At 37.2% G+C, this 17,894-nt stretch carries 16 protein-coding genes; 14 read left to right on the top strand and 2 right to left on the bottom strand.

Going from position 1 to position 17,894, the window contains the following annotated elements; all coding sequences use genetic code 11:
- The 12 genes from MLOOGBEN_RS22130 to MLOOGBEN_RS22075 all read left to right on the top strand — a co-directional run bounded on the left by MLOOGBEN_RS22130 (window position 1) and on the right by MLOOGBEN_RS22075 (window position 14,677).
- Window positions 1–1,389: a sigma-54 interaction domain-containing protein gene (locus MLOOGBEN_RS22130; protein WP_179160440.1), complete on the top strand. Its 1,389-nt coding sequence runs from the start codon at window positions 1–3 to the stop codon at window positions 1,387–1,389.
- 170 nt (window positions 1,390–1,559) lie between these two features.
- Window positions 1,560–3,077 carry a class I adenylate-forming enzyme family protein gene (locus MLOOGBEN_RS22125; protein WP_179160439.1) on the top strand — a complete coding sequence of 506 codons (1,518 nt, stop codon included), beginning with the start codon at window positions 1,560–1,562 and terminating at the stop codon, window positions 3,075–3,077.
- 144 nt (window positions 3,078–3,221) lie between these two features.
- Window positions 3,222–4,502 carry an ABC transporter substrate-binding protein gene (locus tag MLOOGBEN_RS22120; protein ID WP_179160438.1) on the top strand — a complete coding sequence of 427 codons (1,281 nt, stop codon included), beginning with the start codon at window positions 3,222–3,224 and terminating at the stop codon, window positions 4,500–4,502.
- A 61-nt stretch (window positions 4,503–4,563) separates the two neighbouring features.
- Window positions 4,564–5,436, top strand: a complete 873-nt coding sequence (locus tag MLOOGBEN_RS22115) for a branched-chain amino acid ABC transporter permease (RefSeq protein ID WP_179160437.1) — start codon at window positions 4,564–4,566, stop codon at window positions 5,434–5,436.
- 2 nt (window positions 5,437–5,438) lie between these two features.
- Window positions 5,439–6,440 (top strand): branched-chain amino acid ABC transporter permease, encoded by a 1,002-nt coding sequence (locus MLOOGBEN_RS22110; RefSeq protein WP_179160436.1) that lies wholly within the window; start codon window positions 5,439–5,441, stop codon window positions 6,438–6,440.
- Window positions 6,415–7,140, top strand: a complete 726-nt coding sequence (locus MLOOGBEN_RS22105; RefSeq protein WP_218781288.1) for an ABC transporter ATP-binding protein — start codon at window positions 6,415–6,417, stop codon at window positions 7,138–7,140. The genes MLOOGBEN_RS22110 and MLOOGBEN_RS22105 overlap by 26 nt, the downstream gene beginning before the upstream one ends.
- The gene (locus MLOOGBEN_RS22100) at window positions 7,133–7,846 is read left to right on the top strand and encodes an ABC transporter ATP-binding protein (RefSeq protein ID WP_368737814.1); all 714 of its coding nucleotides are present in this window, start codon (window positions 7,133–7,135) and stop codon (window positions 7,844–7,846) included. The genes MLOOGBEN_RS22105 and MLOOGBEN_RS22100 overlap by 8 nt, the downstream gene beginning before the upstream one ends.
- A gap of 3 nt (window positions 7,847–7,849) precedes the next feature.
- Window positions 7,850–9,499: an FAD-binding protein gene (locus tag MLOOGBEN_RS22095; RefSeq protein ID WP_179160434.1), complete on the top strand. Its 1,650-nt coding sequence runs from the start codon at window positions 7,850–7,852 to the stop codon at window positions 9,497–9,499.
- A complete protein-coding gene (locus MLOOGBEN_RS22090; protein ID WP_179160433.1) occupies window positions 9,499–10,137 on the top strand; it encodes a 2Fe-2S iron-sulfur cluster-binding protein in 639 nt (212 codons plus the stop codon). The genes MLOOGBEN_RS22095 and MLOOGBEN_RS22090 overlap by 1 nt, the downstream gene beginning before the upstream one ends.
- 155 nt (window positions 10,138–10,292) lie before the next feature.
- The gene (locus MLOOGBEN_RS22085) at window positions 10,293–11,132 is read left to right on the top strand and encodes an enoyl-CoA hydratase/isomerase family protein (protein WP_179160432.1); all 840 of its coding nucleotides are present in this window, start codon (window positions 10,293–10,295) and stop codon (window positions 11,130–11,132) included.
- Window positions 11,133–11,164: 32 nt separating this feature from the next.
- Window positions 11,165–13,312: an acetate--CoA ligase family protein gene (locus tag MLOOGBEN_RS22080; RefSeq protein ID WP_179160431.1), complete on the top strand. Its 2,148-nt coding sequence runs from the start codon at window positions 11,165–11,167 to the stop codon at window positions 13,310–13,312.
- Between the two features lie 132 nt (window positions 13,313–13,444).
- The gene (locus MLOOGBEN_RS22075; protein WP_179160430.1) at window positions 13,445–14,677 is read left to right on the top strand and encodes an MFS transporter; all 1,233 of its coding nucleotides are present in this window, start codon (window positions 13,445–13,447) and stop codon (window positions 14,675–14,677) included.
- Window positions 14,678–15,607: 930 nt separating this feature from the next.
- Here the strand turns inward: MLOOGBEN_RS22075 and MLOOGBEN_RS22070 are convergent.
- A complete protein-coding gene (locus MLOOGBEN_RS22070; protein WP_179160429.1) occupies window positions 15,608–16,264 on the bottom strand; it encodes a GNAT family protein in 657 nt (218 codons plus the stop codon).
- Window positions 16,265–16,499: 235 nt separating this feature from the next.
- Between MLOOGBEN_RS22070 and MLOOGBEN_RS22065 the strand changes: the two genes are divergently transcribed.
- Together MLOOGBEN_RS22065 and MLOOGBEN_RS22060 are read left to right on the top strand one after the other, a co-directional pair.
- Complete coding sequence (locus MLOOGBEN_RS22065; protein WP_218781287.1) at window positions 16,500–16,952, top strand: AraC family transcriptional regulator; 453 nt, start codon at window positions 16,500–16,502, stop codon at window positions 16,950–16,952.
- Entirely contained in the window at window positions 16,949–17,470 is a 522-nt protein-coding gene (locus MLOOGBEN_RS22060; RefSeq protein ID WP_179160427.1) for a GNAT family N-acetyltransferase, read from the top strand. Before MLOOGBEN_RS22065 ends, MLOOGBEN_RS22060 begins: the two co-directional genes overlap by 4 nt.
- Window positions 17,471–17,551: 81 nt before the next feature.
- On the opposite strand, the gene MLOOGBEN_RS22055 is transcribed toward MLOOGBEN_RS22060, so the two are convergent.
- The gene (locus tag MLOOGBEN_RS22055) at window positions 17,552–17,848 is read right to left on the bottom strand and encodes a hypothetical protein (protein ID WP_179160426.1); all 297 of its coding nucleotides are present in this window, start codon (window positions 17,846–17,848) and stop codon (window positions 17,552–17,554) included.
- Window positions 17,849–17,894: the final 46 nt, after the last annotated feature.

Genomic DNA, 17,894 nt, shown 5'->3' with positions numbered 1-17,894 from the left:
ATGAGGAGTCATGAATCAACTATTTTGCTTCAAGTTTTTGAAACGATTTTTGAATTTTGTTATGATCCGCTTTATGTGATTGATGGAGAAGGAAGGTTCTTAAAAGTCAATGAAGCATTTTCTCGTTTTTATGGGTATTCACAAAAAGAGTTAATAGGGAAAAACATCGATGAATTCTTTGATTTGAAAGGTTTTTCAACCGTAACGGCCAAAAAAGCATTGGAAAAAGGAATGCGGGTAGTTGACGAGGAAGTAACAGGTTCAACAAGGTTAATTCGTGTGACTGGAATCCCTGTTTTCAATGAAGATAATGATGTTGCATGTGTTGTATGTAACATAAAAGATATTACAAATAAACTTGAAGGAAATGTACCTGTCAATAAACAGGATTATCATATGGAATCAGAAGGGTTAATCACTGAGAAAAGAATTGATGCGATTACTTCAAGGAGTAAAAACATAGAGGAAGCATTTAACCTTGGAAAAAGAATCGCCAATGTAAATTCAACGGTTTTAATTTTAGGGGAGTCTGGTGTAGGGAAAAACGTCTTGTCTCGCTTTATTCATCAGAATGGCTATAGGTCTAATGGTCCTTTTATTGAAATCAATTGTGGTGCCATATCTGAATCACTTCTAGAGTCGGAATTGTTCGGATATACGTCTGGGGCTTTTACTGGTGCAAAAAAGGATGGAAAAAAAGGTCATATAGAAATGGCGAGCAATGGAACGCTATTTTTAGATGAGGTTGGAGAGATGTCCCAAGCTACACAAGTAAAGTTATTACACTTTCTGCAAAGTAAAACAATTACCAGAATCGGGAGTTCAACTCCAATTGAAGTAGATGTAAGAGTAATCGCAGCCACGAATAAAAATGTTGAAAATTTAGTCAGGGATGGGAAATTCAGACAAGACTTATTTTATCGCTTAAATGTTGTCCCGATAACAGTGCCGCCATTAAGGGAAAGAATGGAGGATATCCTTCCATTAATCCAATTTTTTATAAAGAAATATAGTGAGATGTATGGTATAGAAAAACAGATTAGCCAACATGCATTAAAGAAATTAATTGAATATCGGTGGCCGGGAAATGTACGTGAATTACAGAATGTTATTGAAAGATTAGTTGTTACCACAATCGAGGACGTAATTTCGGTAGAAAATTTGCCTGAGAATATTCTTGAAGGTTCTAATTATCCATTTATCCCAAATGTAGAAAATAGATCTATGCTCACAAAAAAATCGATAGAGTTTGAAGCCCAGGAGATTCTTTCGTATTATCAAAAATACGGAAGCACCTATAAAGCTGCTGCGGCTTTAGGAATGAGCCAATCTACGTATTTTAGAAAGCTGAGAAAATATGAAAAAAAATACGGAGATCTTTTTATCTAATAAATCCAGCTCACTTTAATAAATCAAATAATTCAGTTTAATTCATTAAATAATTCATTTGCATTAATCTTTTAAAGTTTTAGAAATAAACTACTTGTTGTAAAGGCATTTATTCTTTGGCATGCTTCTTGCAATTTAGATAGACAAATAGCCTAAAAGGTGTGATTAAAATGATGCTTAAAATTGGTGACTGGCTGAAAACAGCCGCAATGAAAAATCCAAACAAAGCAGCAATCATTACCAGGAATTCGATGTACTCCTATAAATGGATTGAGGAGATATCCAATTATCTAGCAAATGATCTTATTCAGAAATATAATGTAACTTCAGGTGATCGAATCGCTCTTATGCTTCCTAATAATATTCATTTTATTATTGCTTATTATGCGATATTAAAAACAGGTGCAGCCTGTGTTCCCGTCCATTGTTTATTAAAAAGCAAAGAAGTCAAATATGTCTTAAATCATTCTGAAGCACGCATTTTGATTGCTGAAAAAGAGGAATTGCAAGACAAACTGGAGGTCAGTGATTTCCCATATTTAGAACATATTATTGTAAGCGCTAACTTCAATGACAAAAATTTATTTACATCCTATATGATGAGAACTTCGAACAATCCTAAATATCAAAAAACCCCTGTGAGCAATACAGAAGAGGATGTGGCAGCCATTTTTTATACATCGGGAACAACAGGTGTTCCAAAAGGTGTCGTCCTTACTCATGAGAATATTACAGCCAAAATGAACCCGATTAAACAAGCAATCAAATTTTCTTCTGAAGATAGGATTCTCTCTGGATTGCCTATGGTTTATGTATACGGTCAAGTAATGGCGATGAATTTTGTCATTTGGTGTAATGCTACATTAATTCTGCTAGAAAATGAAATAGATTCAGAGATCATTTGGGGTTTGGAAACACATAAACCAACAGTATTAATGAGCACCCCAAATGTGTATTACAAGCTTAATTCTTATATAAACACAATGAAGATCCCTGTAACCCACCATTTGAGATATGCGATAACAGGTGGAAGTGTTTCTTCTAGTCATCTGAAAAAAGAGTTCGAAAAATATTTCGGTGTGGAATTATTAGATTCATATGGTTTAACGGAGACAACCGCTTCATTTATTGTGGAACTCCCTGAAAATATATATCGGAAATCAGGATCTATAGGGAAATGTATTGCCAACCATGAAGTTCAAATCATCGATGAAACTGGGGCAGAGTTGCCGCCAGGTCAGGTAGGAGAGATAGCAGTTCGCTCCAATTCTGTAATGAAAAGTTATTATAAAGATTTTATTCGCCAATTGGAGAGTTCAAAGAATGGATGGTTTTTTACAGGTGACCTAGGATACAAAGATATAAGTGGGAATTTTTTCCTTGTGGATCGGAGGAGGGATATTATTCAAACTTTAGGATTTGTTGTATCGCCAAGAGAGGTTGAAGAGGTGTTATTGGAACACCCAAAAATTATGGAAGCAGCTGTTGTTGGCATCCCAGACGAGGAAGGAGGAGAAATTATTAAAGCTTTCGTTTCCCCAAAGCCCGGACATTATGTGAGTGAAAATGAGGTTAAAGCCTATTTAAGAAAACATCTAGCTATTTTTAAATGTCCAAGTGTAATTGAATTTCTTGAGGAATTTCCTAAAAGTAATTCTGGGAAACTATTAAAAAGGCTCCTGAAATAGCCTGTCATGAGTGAGACAATGTTTCCTAACTTTTTACATCAAGATGCTTGAATGACATGTTATTAACACATTGGTTCATAGAGTAAATCTTTAGACATTGGTGATCTAAAAATGCTCATTAACAAATATTAAGGGGGAAAAGGAATGAAGGGATTTAGGAAAGCAAGTTTTGGGTTGATACTAATTTGTTTTGTATTAGTGATGGCGGCTTGTTCCTCTCAAAGCTCAGGTGGGAATGGCGGAGGTGCATCAAGCGATTCAGTAAGAATTGGGGTTTTATTTCCGTTAACTGGACCTCTGGCGTTATTGGGTAATGATTCTTTTGACGCAGTCCAAGTTGTTGCAGATATGGTGAATGAACAAGGTGGAGTCGATGGAAAAAAGATTAAATTAGTAAAAGCAGATGCACCTGATGCAACAGCTGCAGCCAATGAGGCTAAGAGATTAATAGTGAATGAAAAAGTCCCTGCTATACTAGGATCTTATTCTAGCGGAATCTCAATGGCTGCCACCCAGTTTTCCGAAAGAAATAATGTCGTGTATGTGGAAGCAAACGCAGTATCTGATGAAATTACGTCAAGAGGATTTAAAAATCTTTTCCGTGTAACCGAATCAGCATCCATGCAAGGGAAAGCCGCTACTGATTTTGCTAATGAGGTACTTGCACCTAAATTAGGGATTGATTCTAGTAAATTAAAGGTTGTTGTTATGCATGAAGAATCATCTTTCGGCACATCGATTGCGAAATCGGTTGAACACTATGCAAATGAATATGGCTTTGAGATCCTTTCTATTGATAGTTATAACTCTACAACAAATGATTTATCCTCTACGATCCATAAATATAAAAAATTAAATCCGGATATAGTATTTGCCACCTCCTATATAAATGACGCTATATTGTTTGTCCAGCAATCAAAACAACTAGATTTTAAGCCGAAGGCAATTGTTGGTACTTCAGCAGGTTATGCACTATCTGATTTTGCCTCAAAGCTAGGGGAGGATTCAAATGGTATTTTCGTCGCAGAAGCACCTGCCCAGCCAAATGAGGACATTCTTTCAGACGATGCAAAAAATATTCAAGAAGACTTTCAGAAGAGATGGATGGAATTAAAAGGCACAGAACCGACCGGATTAACCTGGAGAGCAGTGAATGCGGCCTGGGTATTATTTCACGAAGCACTTCCACATGCGAAGTCCTTGGACTCTAAAGGCATAAAAGAAGCCTTGCAAAATATTGATATCCCTGAAGGCGGACTGCCTAATGGAGTAGGAGTTAAATTCAATGGTGCTGCTGAGGAACATGGTGGTCAAAACAACCGCGCTAAGGCTGTGATTATGCAATGGCAAGATGGAAAATTTAAACTGGTATGGCCTGATAAATATGCAATTACGGAGCCAATTCGTATCCCGTTGTCAAATTAATAAGCTAAGGGTCTATAAAGTTATAGACCCTTATTCATTCCATTACTAAGGAGGTTTGAGAATGATTATTCAATTGATTTTAGGAGGTATTTTATTAGGTGGGGTATACGCCCTAATGGCAATTGGTCTTACCTTAATCTTCGGAGTTATGAGGATTGTCAATTTTGCCCATGGTGAGTTAGTCATGTTAGGAATGTATATGGTTTTCTTTCTATATTCTACCCTGCAAATTGGACCATACTATGCCATCTTAATTGTTACACCTCTAATGTTCGTTATTGGCTGGATACTTAACCAAACCTTAATCAAGAGATTGATTGGTGCTGAACATGTCACCCAAATATTTGTAACGGTTGGTCTGAGTATGATGTTGTCAAGTGGAGCCTTAATGATATTTAGTGGTAATTTTCTCCGTGTCCAAACGTCGATGACAACAAAGTCTGTTGAAATAGGAAGCGGGATCTTAATCGGCGTTCCACAGCTGATTGCCTTTATCATTTCTATGATTGTAAGTGCTTTCATGTTTTTGTTTTTAAAAAGGACAATGCTGGGTAAAGCCATCAGAGCAACGACTCAGAATCGAATGTCATCTACTCTTATGGGGGTTGATATTAAAAAGATTTATGCCTTTACTTTTGCAATTGGTACTGCCTTAACTGGGTTAAGTGCTGCCCTTCTCATGCCGATGTACCCTGTGTTTCCAACAATTGGCGTAAATTTTGTGTTAATGACCTTTGTTGTAGTGGTTATGGGGGGCTTAGGAAGTATTCCAGGTGCTTTATTAGGAGGGTTAATTATAGGAGTAATTGAAACAATCAGTGCTTACTATATTGACCCAGGTTGGAAACAAGCCGTGTATTTTACAGTCTTTATCCTATTATTGGTCTTTAGACCACAAGGATTCTTTGGCCAAATTGGAGCAGAGGAGTTGTAGATATGAAGAATCAATTATCGAACCTTCCCAAAATTTATTATTTCTTCTTTCTGTTGCTTGTGTTAACAATTTTTGTTCAAGGGGGTTTTATACTTGATATTATTACCATGACCTTTCTTTGGGGAGCAATTGCCAGCGCCTGGAATATTTCTGGAGGCTATGCTGGACAATTTTCATTAGGCCATGCAGGATTTTTAGGAGTTGGAGCGTATACATCATCCTTGCTCTTCATCAATTTTGGAATATCCCCTTGGTTTGGAATGATTATTGGCGGGATAATCGCAGCATTATTTGCCCTTCTAATTGGAGTACTTTGCTTTAGATTAAAAGGACCTTTTTATACCTTGGCAACGATTGCCTTTGCGGAATTAGTATTTATTTCAACAACCCAATTAAGAGAGATAACAAATGGTTCAATGGGTATCCAAATTCCATTTGAAATTGGAATTGGTAATTTTATTTTTGAAAATCCTAAAACCTATGCCATTTTAAGTTTTATCTTTATGTTCGTTGTGTTTTTGATTTCCTCTTACATCAAAAATTCTAAAATCGGTTATTATCTCATCGCTATGCGAGAGGATCCAGATGCGGCAAGCTCATTGGGAATAAATATTAAATATTTAAAATTATTTGCTACAGGTTTAAGTGCTTTTCTAACAGCGATATGTGGAACATTTTTAGTACAATATATTTTATTTATTGAACCTGCAAACATTTTAGCTCTTTCCATCTCAATAAAAATTGCCATGATCGCGATTGTCGGCGGGATGAACCTGCCGCAAGGACCCGTTATTGGTGCCATTATCCTCACACCATTAGAACTGCTGCTACGAGGATATACTGCAGATATTGCAGGACTTCACCTCTTCTTATTTGGATTAATATTGCTGATAGTCGTTTTATACCAGCCTAAAGGATTAGCTGAGGTGAAAGGGTTCAAAAACATAAAGTTATCTGGATGGAAAGGTGTGAAGTCGAATGACGCAAAAGAAGACATTGCTTGAAGTAAAAAACCTAGGGAAAAGGTTCGGCGGTAACTGGGCAATTAAAGATGTAGATATCTCAATCAATAAAAATGATTTAATCGGAGTAATTGGCCCAAATGGTGCTGGAAAAACAACCTTATTTAATATGATGACAGGTTTTCTAAAACCAACAGAAGGAGAAGTGTATTTCAAGGGAAAGGATATTACCAATTTGAGTTCCCATCAAATTAGTAAAAACGGAATTTCCAGAACATTTCAAATAGTAAAACCATTCGGTGGTCTTTCCGTTCTTGAAAATGTGATGGTTGGTGCCTTAAATAAGGAAAGTAATGTAACAAAAGCCAGGGAAAAAGCAAATGAATATATCGAACTGGTAGGTCTAACGCCATTTAGGGATGTACATGCAAATTCCCTGCCAATTGGGAATCGAAAACGTCTTGAAGTCGCACGTGCAATTGCCACCGATCCTGAAGTGATTATGCTTGATGAAGTCATGGGAGGATTGAATGATGATGAAACAAAAGAAATGATGGACATTGTCAAAACCTTGCACAAAAAGGGGTTGACGATTCTGTTAATTGAACATAACATGCATGCCTTAATGTCCCTTTCAGAACGGGTTGTTGTCCTCTGTTATGGTGAAAAACTTGCTGAAGGAACAGCAGCGGAAGTTTCCTCCAACCAAAAAGTAATCGATGCCTATTTAGGGAGTGATTAAATTGTTAAAGATAACAAACCTGCAATGTTACTATGGTGATTTACAAGCAGTGAGAGATGCCAATATGGTTGTGAAAACAGGAGAAATAGTTGCCTTATTAGGCGCTAATGCTGCTGGGAAATCAACAATTGTCAAGTCCATCTCAGGTATTTTGGATCGTGTGGAGGGAGAGATTTTTTTCCATGATCAATTACTAAATAATATCTCTCCGCATCAAAGAGTAGAAAAGGGAATTGTTCAAGTGCCTGAAGGCCGTCAGCTCTTTCCATTTCTTACAGTAAAAGAAAACTTAGAAATGGGAGCTTATACGAAAAGAGCCCGCTCTCATTTAAAGGAAAATATAGAGAGGGTATTCGATCTATTTCCTCGTCTTAAAGAAAGAGAACATCAATTGGCTAGTACGATGTCTGGAGGAGAACAACAAATGTGCGCGATTGGCAGAGGGCTGATGGCGATGCCGGAAATTATTATTTTAGATGAACCTACCCTGGGGCTTGCACCACTATTAATTAAAAAGATTTTCGAGATTGTAGAGGAATTAAGAAATTTGGGCATTACTGTTTTAATTATCGAACAAAATGTTAGGCAAACTTTAAAAATTGCTGATAGAGCTTACATGTTAAGCAACGGAAGAATAGTAGCTGAAGGAAGAGCAGAAGAATTAATGGAGAGTGAAACCATTAGAGAGAGCTATCTTGGAATTTAATCTATGAAAATAATAAACTATGATGTGATTTGTGTTGGGAGTGGGGTGGCCGGTATGATGGCTTGTTTAGCTGCCTCACATTCTGGTGCAAACGTATGTCTTGTTTCAAAAGAAGCATTGGGCTGGGGAAACACGCGAATTTCAGGGGGAATAATCAGTACACTAGGATCGAAAAAAGAAGATTTAATTACTGATATATTAAAGTCAGGGCATGAATTAAATCAACATGAATTAGTAAAAACATTGATTAATGATAGTGCTGATGTTCATTCTTTAGTGCAATCATGGGGGCATCTTTTTGATATCCAACAGGGTCAGCTAAAAAAGATTACTCCTGCAGGACATTCTGAAGCAAGAACATTAATATCTGTTCAAAGAGGAATTCACTTATCCAATATACTGCGCAATCAATTATTGAAATTGCAAATTGATATATTGGAAGAAATAATTGTGTGTAAAGTACTTGTACAACAAAGAAGGGCAGTCGGAATTCTTCTCTATGACTGGAAAGAGGGAGATTGGTTGGTCCTTCTATCACCAAAGGTCATTTTGGCATGTGGTGGAGGTGGAATGCTTTACAGTCCCCATACGGATAATATGAGAAGTGCAACAGGGGACGGCTATGCTTTAGGTTTAATCGCCGGCGCCGAGTTAATTGATATGGAGCAAATTCAATTTATGCCTTTTGGGGTTGTATATCCGAATGGAATGATGGGATTGGAGTTAGGCGATACCTCTGCTGCAGGTCCATACGGAGTTTTAAAAAATGGACATGGAAAAGTCATTTGCAGCGATTTGCCTAAAAAAACCCGTGAAGAAGTGAGTAAAATAATTGCTTTAGAGATTAAGAGAGGAAACGCTTCTCCTCATGGAGGGATATGGCTTGATCCGACTGAAAACTTAAAACATGAAGGGGGTCTTGAATCATGGAGGAATTGGAAAGCCATTGGTTCCCTTGAACCTCTAAAGATAGCTTATGGAACAAAGGCATATCAGTGGCAGGAGCCTTTTGAAGTTCTGCCCACCCAACATTATATAATGGGAGGCATATTAATTGATGATAAGGGCAATACCAATGTGTCAGGACTAATTGCAGCAGGCGAGACAGCAGGAGGTGTTCATGGCGGAGGGAGAATGGGTTCCATGTCCCTTTTTGATGGATTGGTTTTTGGAAGGTTAGTTGGAAAGGAATTAGCCAAGAGCCAGGAGCGATATTCAAAGCCTTCTAGAGGTTGGTTAGAAGAAGAAAAAGAAAACTTTAAAACCTTTGTTACAAAACAAAAGAGGGTGTTTTCACCCTTAAAATTAAAACAAGATCTTGGGAAAGTCATATGGACGTATGCAGGTATCATTAGGGATAAGAATGGTCTAGAAATTGGTTTAAACTTAATCAACGAGATTGAAGAGAAAGCCAACAATCTGCAAATCAGTTGGGAACCTAGGTATTTCCAGTTAATAGTAGAAGCAATTGAATTGAGATTTATGTTGATAACTGCCAGAAGTATTCTATTAAGTGCACTGGCCAGGAATGAATCCAGAGGGAGTCATTATCGTGAAGATTTTCCAAGTAAAGAGGTCAATCAAACTGTCAAAAATATCGTCATTCAATTAAAACAGGGCGAATTCATCACTTCAAAAAGGGAGAACATGTGATGGAAACCATAACCTTAACCATTAAGCGAAACGCGGAAAATAAGACCTGGGACGAAACGTTTTGTGTGGATATCGATAGCGGCCGCTCTACTATACTGGAAGCTTTACAGCAAATAAAGCAAGATGTTGACCCAACATTAGCAATCCGCTATGGGTGCCGTTACAAGCATTGCGGTTTGTGCGGAATCTCTGTCAATGGAACAGCACGCATGGCTTGCATGACAAAAGTGAAGACCGGAATGACCATCGGTCCATTAGAAAAGATGCCAATCCTTCAAGATTTAATGGTAGACAGGTCATTTGTCACCGAGACCATCAAAGAAAAGAAACTTTTCCATCAACCATTAACCGGAACAACTCCTTCAGCTATCAACGAAAACTATTTAACTGTTAGTAAATGCACAGATTGTTTGTCATGCGTTTCGGGGAGCAGTATTTATTATCATGATAATAGAAATGAAGTCGCTGCACCCTTATTTTTTGTTAAACTAGCCCAACTTCAGCTTCATCCTCTCAATCAAGATGATTATCAAAGTAAGGCTCATGAATTAGGAGTAAAGGCATATGAAAATAGCCCGCCTATTCCGTGTCCTTATGGAATCCCGATCAAAAAAATAGCTATTGACTTATTTTTATAAAATGAATTAAAAAATGAATCAAAAAGTGAATTGCTGATTTAATAAATGAATTAGGTTTCTTGCAAGATGTGATAGATTCGGAGTTTATCAAGTTGGCATGATTTTTGCATTAATAAATAATAGAAACACAATAAAAAATAAAGGTGTGTGTGAAAATGACAGAAGTAAAGGTGAAAAAAACTTATGAAACAGTTTTATGTGAAGTAAAAGGAAATGTTGGGATCATCAGTTTAAATCGTCCTAAGCAAATAAATGCCATCACTGAGCAGTTAACCAAAGATGTTTGGAATGCATTAGATGAATTAGAAAATAATAAGGAAGTAAAAGCGGTTGTCCTAACAGGTGCAAATGGCAATTTCTCCTCAGGGGTAGATTTAAAGGAAGTATATTCTATGCCCAATCCAATTGGGGAAGAACCAGCAGAGGTTTGGAGAGAGCATTTAGAAACACTTTTAAAAGTTTCGCTTAAAATCTGGGATTTGAAAAAACCTGTTATTGCAGCAGTAGATGGTTATGCTCTAGGCGGTGCAGCAGATTGGGTTTTTGCATGTGACGTGGCCGTTGCGGCAGATACTGCCATAATCGGTGAACCTGAAATTCGCTTTGGTGCCGCACCTCCAACGCTAATGATGCCATGGATAGTTGGGATGAGAAAAGCTAAGGAGCTTTTGTTTACTGGAGATTCGGTGGACGCTCAAGAAGGCCATCGCATCGGTATATTTAATCGTGTCGTTCCGCAAGAACGTTTGATGGATGAGGCCGTCAATTTAGGTGAAAGAATGGCAAAAATCCCACCATCCGCATTAAAAATTACAAAAGTGACGATTAATAAAATCTATGAAATGATGAATATTAAAGAATCATTGGATTATAACTTAGAAGCTGCTATCGCCATGTTCTTCTTAAATAAGCCTGAGGGGGTAGCTGAAGTAGGAGAATCCATTCGCAGGGACGGTCTAAAGAAATTTTTAGAAAAAGCAAATGGAGGATTTTAAGAGATTGGATAAAAGGCGGTAGGAGGATAGCTATGAAGGAATTTAATTTAGATATGCTGTTTAAGCCAAAATCAATCGCAATAGTTGGAATATCTCCTAATAAAAATAGAGCTACACTAGCGTATGAGAATTTAAAGGAGATTGGTTATACAGGAAAGATTTATTTTGTTAACGCGAAATATACAGAGGTTCACGGGCAAACATGTTATCCAAGTATTGGTTCATTGCCGGAAACTATTGATTCAGTCTATATTAGTATTCCCAGTGATCATGTATTATCTACTCTCAAAGAAGCCTCAGCAAAAGGTGCAAAAGGGGCGGTTGTCATTTCGAGCGGCTTTGGTGAAGGAGAGGGAGCAGGAAAGGAAAAATCGGAGGAGTTAATTCAGTTTGCCACTTACAACAATTTAGCGGTTGCTGGTCCAAACTGTCTTGGTCTCATCAGCTCAGCCAATCATTTTTCAGCTTATGGATTTTTCTTCCCAGAAGGCTTAAAGAAAGGGAATATCGGCGGCGTCTTTCAAAGCGGTGGTCTTATGCATGCTATTGCAGGCGAATTAGGGACACGCGGTGCAGGCATCAGTACACTCATCTCTAGTGGAAATGAAATGGTCGTCAATAGCAGCCACTATATTGAATATTTGGCAAACGATCCTTCAACCGATGTTATCATGGCCTTTATTGAAGGAATTAAAGACCCTGATAGATTTAAGAGAGCAGCAGAAATTGCTTTTAAAAACAAGAAGCCTATTATACTCGTAAAGGTTGGAAAATCAGAGAAAGCTGCTCAAGCAGCTGTTGCACATACTGGCAGTATGACAGGCAGTGATAAAGTAATTGAAACGATGTTTAAACAAAAAGGCATTATTCGAGTAAGTGATGTAGATGAATTAATTGAAACCGTCCTTTTATTTTCCAACGGAGCTCGTCCAAATGGAAATGGGGTAGCGATTACCACGACATCTGGCGGTGAAGCAGGAATGTACGCTGATCTAGGTGAGGAACTGGGCATTCGTTTTACTGATTTTCATGAAACTACACAGGTGAAATTAAAAGACGTTCTTCCTGAGTTTGGTGCTTTAGGTAATCCGTTGGATACAACAGGAAATGCAGCATTGGATAAACGTTTATATAGTGCATGCTTAAATGCCATTGCAGAGGATGATCAGGTAGATCTGATTGCGGTCTCACAAATGGAAATTACCGAAAGCGCTTTAAAAAATAATAAAACGACGCAAGTAATAGTTGAAAGTATTCAAGATTGCTATAGTAAAAATAAAAAACCAATTCTATTATTTACTCCTAATTCAGGTGGAGCGGATAAAAAAGTAGGGGCAATGCTACGAGAAAAGGGAATTCCACTTTTAACAGGTGCGATTCCTACATTTAAAGCCATTAGAAATGTCATTCAATACAGCCAATACATTGATAGAGATGAAGAAAAGGCACAATCGAAACCATTGATTAAGAAGAACGACATACTTGTGAATAAAACAGGTGTTTTAACCGAACGGGAAAGTCAAATGCTGTTATCGGAGTATGGATTGAAGTTTCCTCAAAAAACATTAGTCAATTCAGCGGTTGAAGCAGCACAAACTGCCGATAAAATTGGCTATCCTGTTGTATTAAAAATCGAATCGCCTGATATTCCACATAAATCGGATGCGGGCGGTGTGAAATTAAACTTAAAAAGCAGCAAGGAAGTTGAAAAGGCTTATCATGATATTATGGTTTCCGTTTCTTTCAAACATCCTGACGCCATTATCAATGGCGTGGTTGTAGAAGAAATGGTGCAGGATGGTGTCGAGGTAATCGCAGGGGCGAAAGTAGACCCGATGTTTGGACCAGTCGTAATGGTTGGATCAGGAGGGGTGTTGGTAGAGTTACTTCAAGATGTTAGTTTAAGGCTTGCACCTATCAGTCATCAAGACGCAAGGGAAATGATTGCCGAAACGAAACTTTCTAAATTGCTATCAGGCTATAGAGGAAAACCTGAAGCTGATCAAGAAGCTCTAGTGGATGCTCTTGTAAGACTTTCGCATTTTGCTGCTGATCATCAAGCGTATCTTCGTGAGGTAGAGATCAATCCATTACTTGTTTTGCCAAAAGGAAAAGGACAACGTGCGGTAGACGGTTTAATTGTACTAAATTCAGAAACGAAAGAAAAAGTAAATATTTAATAAACAAAAGCAAGATAATGACAAAATTATCTTGCTTTCTTCTTACCTAGTAATTATAAAATAAAAGAATGATTGAGTCATTCATCTTAAGGGTGATGTTTTATCAAACTTTTTTGGTGTAAAGGGGGAAATATGAAAAAGGTTTCTTTGTTCCCATTGCTCCTAGTTTCTTTTGCCCAATTTTTGACGATGTTAATCTGGTTTAATTATTCAGCTATCCTTCCATTGGTAAAAGAAGAATGGGGACTTACATCAGGTCAGTCAGGTGTGATTCTGTCTTCTTTCCAATTTGGCTATGTTATCTCTGTGTTTTTATTTGGTTATCTGTCAGATCGCATAAATCCACGGTATATTTTTATTTTCTCTGCACTCATAGCTGGAACGAGTGGCCTCTTATTCGGACTAATTGCCAAGGGATTTTGGAGTGGGTTAATCTTTCGAATCATTGCTGGAATTGGTTTAGGAGGCATCTATGTGCCTGGTTTAAAATTTTTATCTGGTCTTTATGCACCCGAAACGCGAGGAAAAACATTTGGTATTTATGTGGGTGCTTTAGTAGTTGGCTCAGGAAGTTCATTATTATTCGCCGCACCAATCATTTCTATGTATGGCTGGAGAGAGGTTGTTATCGCTACGTCAACCGCAGCCTATTTGGCAGCTATCATAATGGTACTTTATAAAGTGAATCCAAAAATGCCGTCTACACCTCCTATCATGTCATATAAGCTTTTTAAGTCACTTTTTGCCAATAAAAAGCTAGTTGCTATGAATTTGGCTTATGCGGGTCATATGTGGGAACTGTATGCTTTTTGGGGATGGGTAGGACCATTTATGGTCTATACATCAATCAAACATGGATTTTCATTTGATGAGGCCCAACAAATTGGGAACCTCTGGGCAGGTATATTTATTGTGATTGGTGCACTAGGCACATGGTATGGAGGGGAGCTTTCTGACAAAATCGGCAGAGTAAAAGCGCTTAAACCACTGCTGTTAATTGGTTTATTTTGCTCACTTATTTTTGGATGGATTTCATCCATCCCCTTCTTTCTTGTGATAGTCATTGGGATTATTTATGGGATTACGGTTGTCGGAGATTCTCCAATCTATTCAGTGGCCATTAGTGAATTAAGCGATGAAAACACCTTAGGTTTAGCATTAGGGCTCCAGCAGGTACTTGGTTACAGTATCACAATTATTTCTCCTAGTGTCTTTGGTTTCACTTTAAGTATTATCCCGGATGAAACACTCGGCTGGGGGATTGCCTTTGCCATATTAGCCCTTGGTTCACTTGCCAGCCTGCTGGTTTTACCGAAGAATTATCCTTTCATTTCTCCAGTTCAAAAACGCCTTATAAAAAATTAAAAAAAGAAAAAATAAATGAATGAAAATAATTTTTGCATCGTTTTTAATAATAAATTAACTTACTGGCAGAGACACTCCAAGATGAGTGGACAACTGAGGAGTTTGTTCACTTTTAGTAATTGGAGCACTAGTATAATCAAGAATAAGGAAAGCATGTCTCACCTTTGTTTATTCTAAGAGATTGAAAATCCTTGAGACGTACAATAGGGACAATGATGATCCTAAAAGCGGAGTAAAAGGTACGAGAGTATGGTATTGTCTAAAATTAATCATAATTACCCTCTTTTGAATATAAGTATTGGGTCTATTCACATAACCAACTCTCTTTTTTTTTAATGATTCGATACAAGCCGAGCGAAAAGCTGTTCAAGTTATTAATAAGGATGAAAGCTACTCCAATAAGTCTAGTTTCTTGAATCATGATTCCATTTCAAAATTCGTGGAAGAAAATCAAACCATATTTTTACTGATATCGAAGACTATAGCTTACAACAAAATTAACTGTTTAAAAGTTCATATTCAGGCAGATGTATATGGCGTCTTTAATGTGTAAGAAAACGTTTAAGGAATGCCTTTGAAGGACTCGAATGAAAACAATTCCTTTAAGGTCCACAGAAAGTAATCATCATGAAAAATAATCACGGAAGCTGATAGCTTCGGCTTGTTGTATTATCAGGACTTTTGGTTGCAATAGTGCTTTTTAAGATTATTCTTTCAAACCCCTAGCTTTATGCTAGGGATACTCATGATTCACTGTATAGCCAATCAAGTACATGACTTCTCCTGTACTGGGCAAATAACGAAACGGCATACTCGCACATTGATTTTCAAACAATTGTTAGAGATAGAATTCTTTTATTTTGTTGGTTAAAATACCATAAAAGAAGGCAATCGGTTTTACTACCTGCTTGGTAGATTTCAGTTTACAGATCAGCTGCTTAAAGGACTGAATCGCGATACTAAGAATGTATCTGTATTTTGATCATATTCAAATCGAAAAGTAGCGATTTGGACCATATGCCAGTATTCTTCAATCGTTTTCGAATCAGAAAAGAAGTATTTTACAGATTGAACAAAAGCTTGAGGAACTTTATCACTAACAAAAGTGTGATCGAGTTCAATCGGCGCTTCGTTACGTTTATTATTCTTTTGTTTATTAGTTTTTAAAAGATTATTAGTTTCTATAGGCTGGTCCAATTTTTTCGCCTTGGGTGGTTCACATTGTGGGAAACGATTAAAGCTATAAAGGTTTGAAGACTGTGAACCATTTTTTCGTTCTGTTTCATAGATCGTGAGGATTCCTAAATCCTTCGCTTTGATGATCATCCGTTTAAAAGTAGAGCGGGAGATTCCGTTCCCTTGATATTCTTCATTAATTGCTTTTAACAGAGTCCCAATCTTTGCATTACAAACCCCAGGAACTTTTGCAGAAAAACGAAGCAGACGTTTTAATCCGACAAGCTCACCCTTCGAGAACTCATGCTTCTTCACCGCTAACCACATCTCCACATGTGTGTTAAACTCTTTCACACTTTTAAACTGGGAATACTCTTCAAACCCTTCAATTCTGCCAGATTTCAAATTCAAAAAAATGCACCACCTTTTCTACCCTCTATATATGGAAATAGGGTGCAAAAGGACAGGGTGATTTGTTAGATGTTGTGACAGTATTGTGAATCTGACCATGGTCATCCTGGTCAACCATAGCCACAGAAAACCTTACTCCAATGCAGGAAGTAAGGTTTTTTTATTGAATAAATAAAAAATAGAATATGATAGATTATTTTTTTGAATTGGAGAGGTTAATATGTCATGTATAATGGTGAAAAAAGAATTTAAGCTTGTTGGCTTAAAAGGTAGTGGGGAGTTTGTTAACTTTGGTCATATAGTACCCCTGCTTTCAAAGCAACTTATAAGTCGAAGAAAGGAAATCGTAAATTCAACCGAGACCGAAATTGCATTATTTGAACCTAAAAAGGATGAGGAACATTTGATAGGTCATTTTTATGCAGGGTTGATTGTGAATGAGAAAATAAATGAAGTACCATCAGGAATGGATTATATTGAGACAAATAAAAGTTACGTAACTACTAGAGGGGATATATCAAATGTGGGAGAACTTCATTTAAATTTATTGAATTGGGCAGAGAACCAGGTTATCAAAGAGATCCCGATTCTTATATTATCGAGACCTATCATCCTATCGGTAATGGTGTTGAAGAGGTACAGATTTATTTACCAATTCAAGCTAAAATCAATGAGGAGGAAAAAATGAACTTGAATTATGGTGAGGGTTTTACTATTAGATTGGCTGCGAATGAAGAGGGCAGCAAAATTATTAAACTGTTAAAACAGACAGCACAGTGGATCAAGGATAATGAGATAAACCAGTGGAGGTTTCTATTAGAAGGTAACCAAGATGAAGAGATTAAACAGGACATATTTAATGAAAAAACGTATATTGTTATGAAAGATAACGAAATCGTGGCAACATTTACGCTTTTATCTAAACAAAGTGAATGGGATAGGAATATTTGGGGTGACGATCCCGCCTCTAAATCGGTATATTTACATAGACTTGCTGTTACCTCTTCATATATGAAAAGAGGGATGGGGAAAAGTATCCTGGATTGGGTCCAGAACAACGTAGGTGGAACAGAGTATCTAAAATTAGATTGTGTGGCTGGAAATAAAAAGCTAAATAACTTTTATAAGAACAATGCGTTTGAACTTGTTGGTTTAACAGATGGACATAATAAATATCAAAAGTTAATAAAAAAATGGACAGAATAAATTGGGTAGGGAGTAAATTTGGATTGAAATGAATAAAAGGACTGCTGTAATAGCAGTCCAATTATACAAAATGAAACATATCTACATATTTTTAGAGCTAGTATTACTTTTTACATCACGATTATTTGAATCTATATTGTTACCAGTTTCAGTTGACTCCACCATCAGATTACCAATAACACCGCCTGCAACACCGCCTATAACAGTACCAACAAGTCCAAATGGAGCACCTATCATAGCACCCGAAACGGCATCAGTTAAAGTTCCTGTTGTTTCACCAAAGTCACTGGTACCTACATTAGCAGTACGATCAGCTTGGTTGTTGTCAATCTCTTCTACATTTTCACCAAAGTTATTTCTTTCGTTACCGTTATTCATCTATTCACTTCCTCATTGAATAATAGCCAATATGCTAAATATGAAT

It is taken from the genome of Bacillus sp. EB106-08-02-XG196, assembly GCF_013396335.1.
Lineage (GTDB): Bacteria > Bacillota > Bacilli > Bacillales > Cytobacillaceae > Neobacillus.
The sequence above is the reverse complement of the archived record's forward strand: the minus strand, read 5'-3'. Positions and strand labels throughout refer to the sequence as shown.

Coding starts and splice junctions, on each gene's coding strand:
- MLOOGBEN_RS22130 (WP_179160440.1), top strand. CDS start 1: ATGAGGAGTCATGAATCAACTATTTTGCTTCAAGTTTTTGAAACGATT.
- MLOOGBEN_RS22125 (WP_179160439.1), top strand. CDS start 1,560: ATGATGCTTAAAATTGGTGACTGGCTGAAAACAGCCGCAATGAAAAAT.
- MLOOGBEN_RS22120 (WP_179160438.1), top strand. CDS start 3,222: ATGAAGGGATTTAGGAAAGCAAGTTTTGGGTTGATACTAATTTGTTTT.
- MLOOGBEN_RS22115 (WP_179160437.1), top strand. CDS start 4,564: ATGATTATTCAATTGATTTTAGGAGGTATTTTATTAGGTGGGGTATAC.
- MLOOGBEN_RS22110 (WP_179160436.1), top strand. CDS start 5,439: ATGAAGAATCAATTATCGAACCTTCCCAAAATTTATTATTTCTTCTTT.
- MLOOGBEN_RS22105 (WP_218781288.1), top strand. CDS start 6,415: ATGACGCAAAAGAAGACATTGCTTGAAGTAAAAAACCTAGGGAAAAGG.
- MLOOGBEN_RS22095 (WP_179160434.1), top strand. CDS start 7,850: ATGAAAATAATAAACTATGATGTGATTTGTGTTGGGAGTGGGGTGGCC.
- MLOOGBEN_RS22090 (WP_179160433.1), top strand. CDS start 9,499: ATGGAAACCATAACCTTAACCATTAAGCGAAACGCGGAAAATAAGACC.
- MLOOGBEN_RS22085 (WP_179160432.1), top strand. CDS start 10,293: ATGACAGAAGTAAAGGTGAAAAAAACTTATGAAACAGTTTTATGTGAA.
- MLOOGBEN_RS22080 (WP_179160431.1), top strand. CDS start 11,165: ATGAAGGAATTTAATTTAGATATGCTGTTTAAGCCAAAATCAATCGCA.
- MLOOGBEN_RS22075 (WP_179160430.1), top strand. CDS start 13,445: ATGAAAAAGGTTTCTTTGTTCCCATTGCTCCTAGTTTCTTTTGCCCAA.
- MLOOGBEN_RS22060 (WP_179160427.1), top strand. CDS start 16,949: ATGAACTTGAATTATGGTGAGGGTTTTACTATTAGATTGGCTGCGAAT.
- MLOOGBEN_RS22055 (WP_179160426.1), bottom strand. CDS start 17,848: ATGAATAACGGTAACGAAAGAAATAACTTTGGTGAAAATGTAGAAGAG.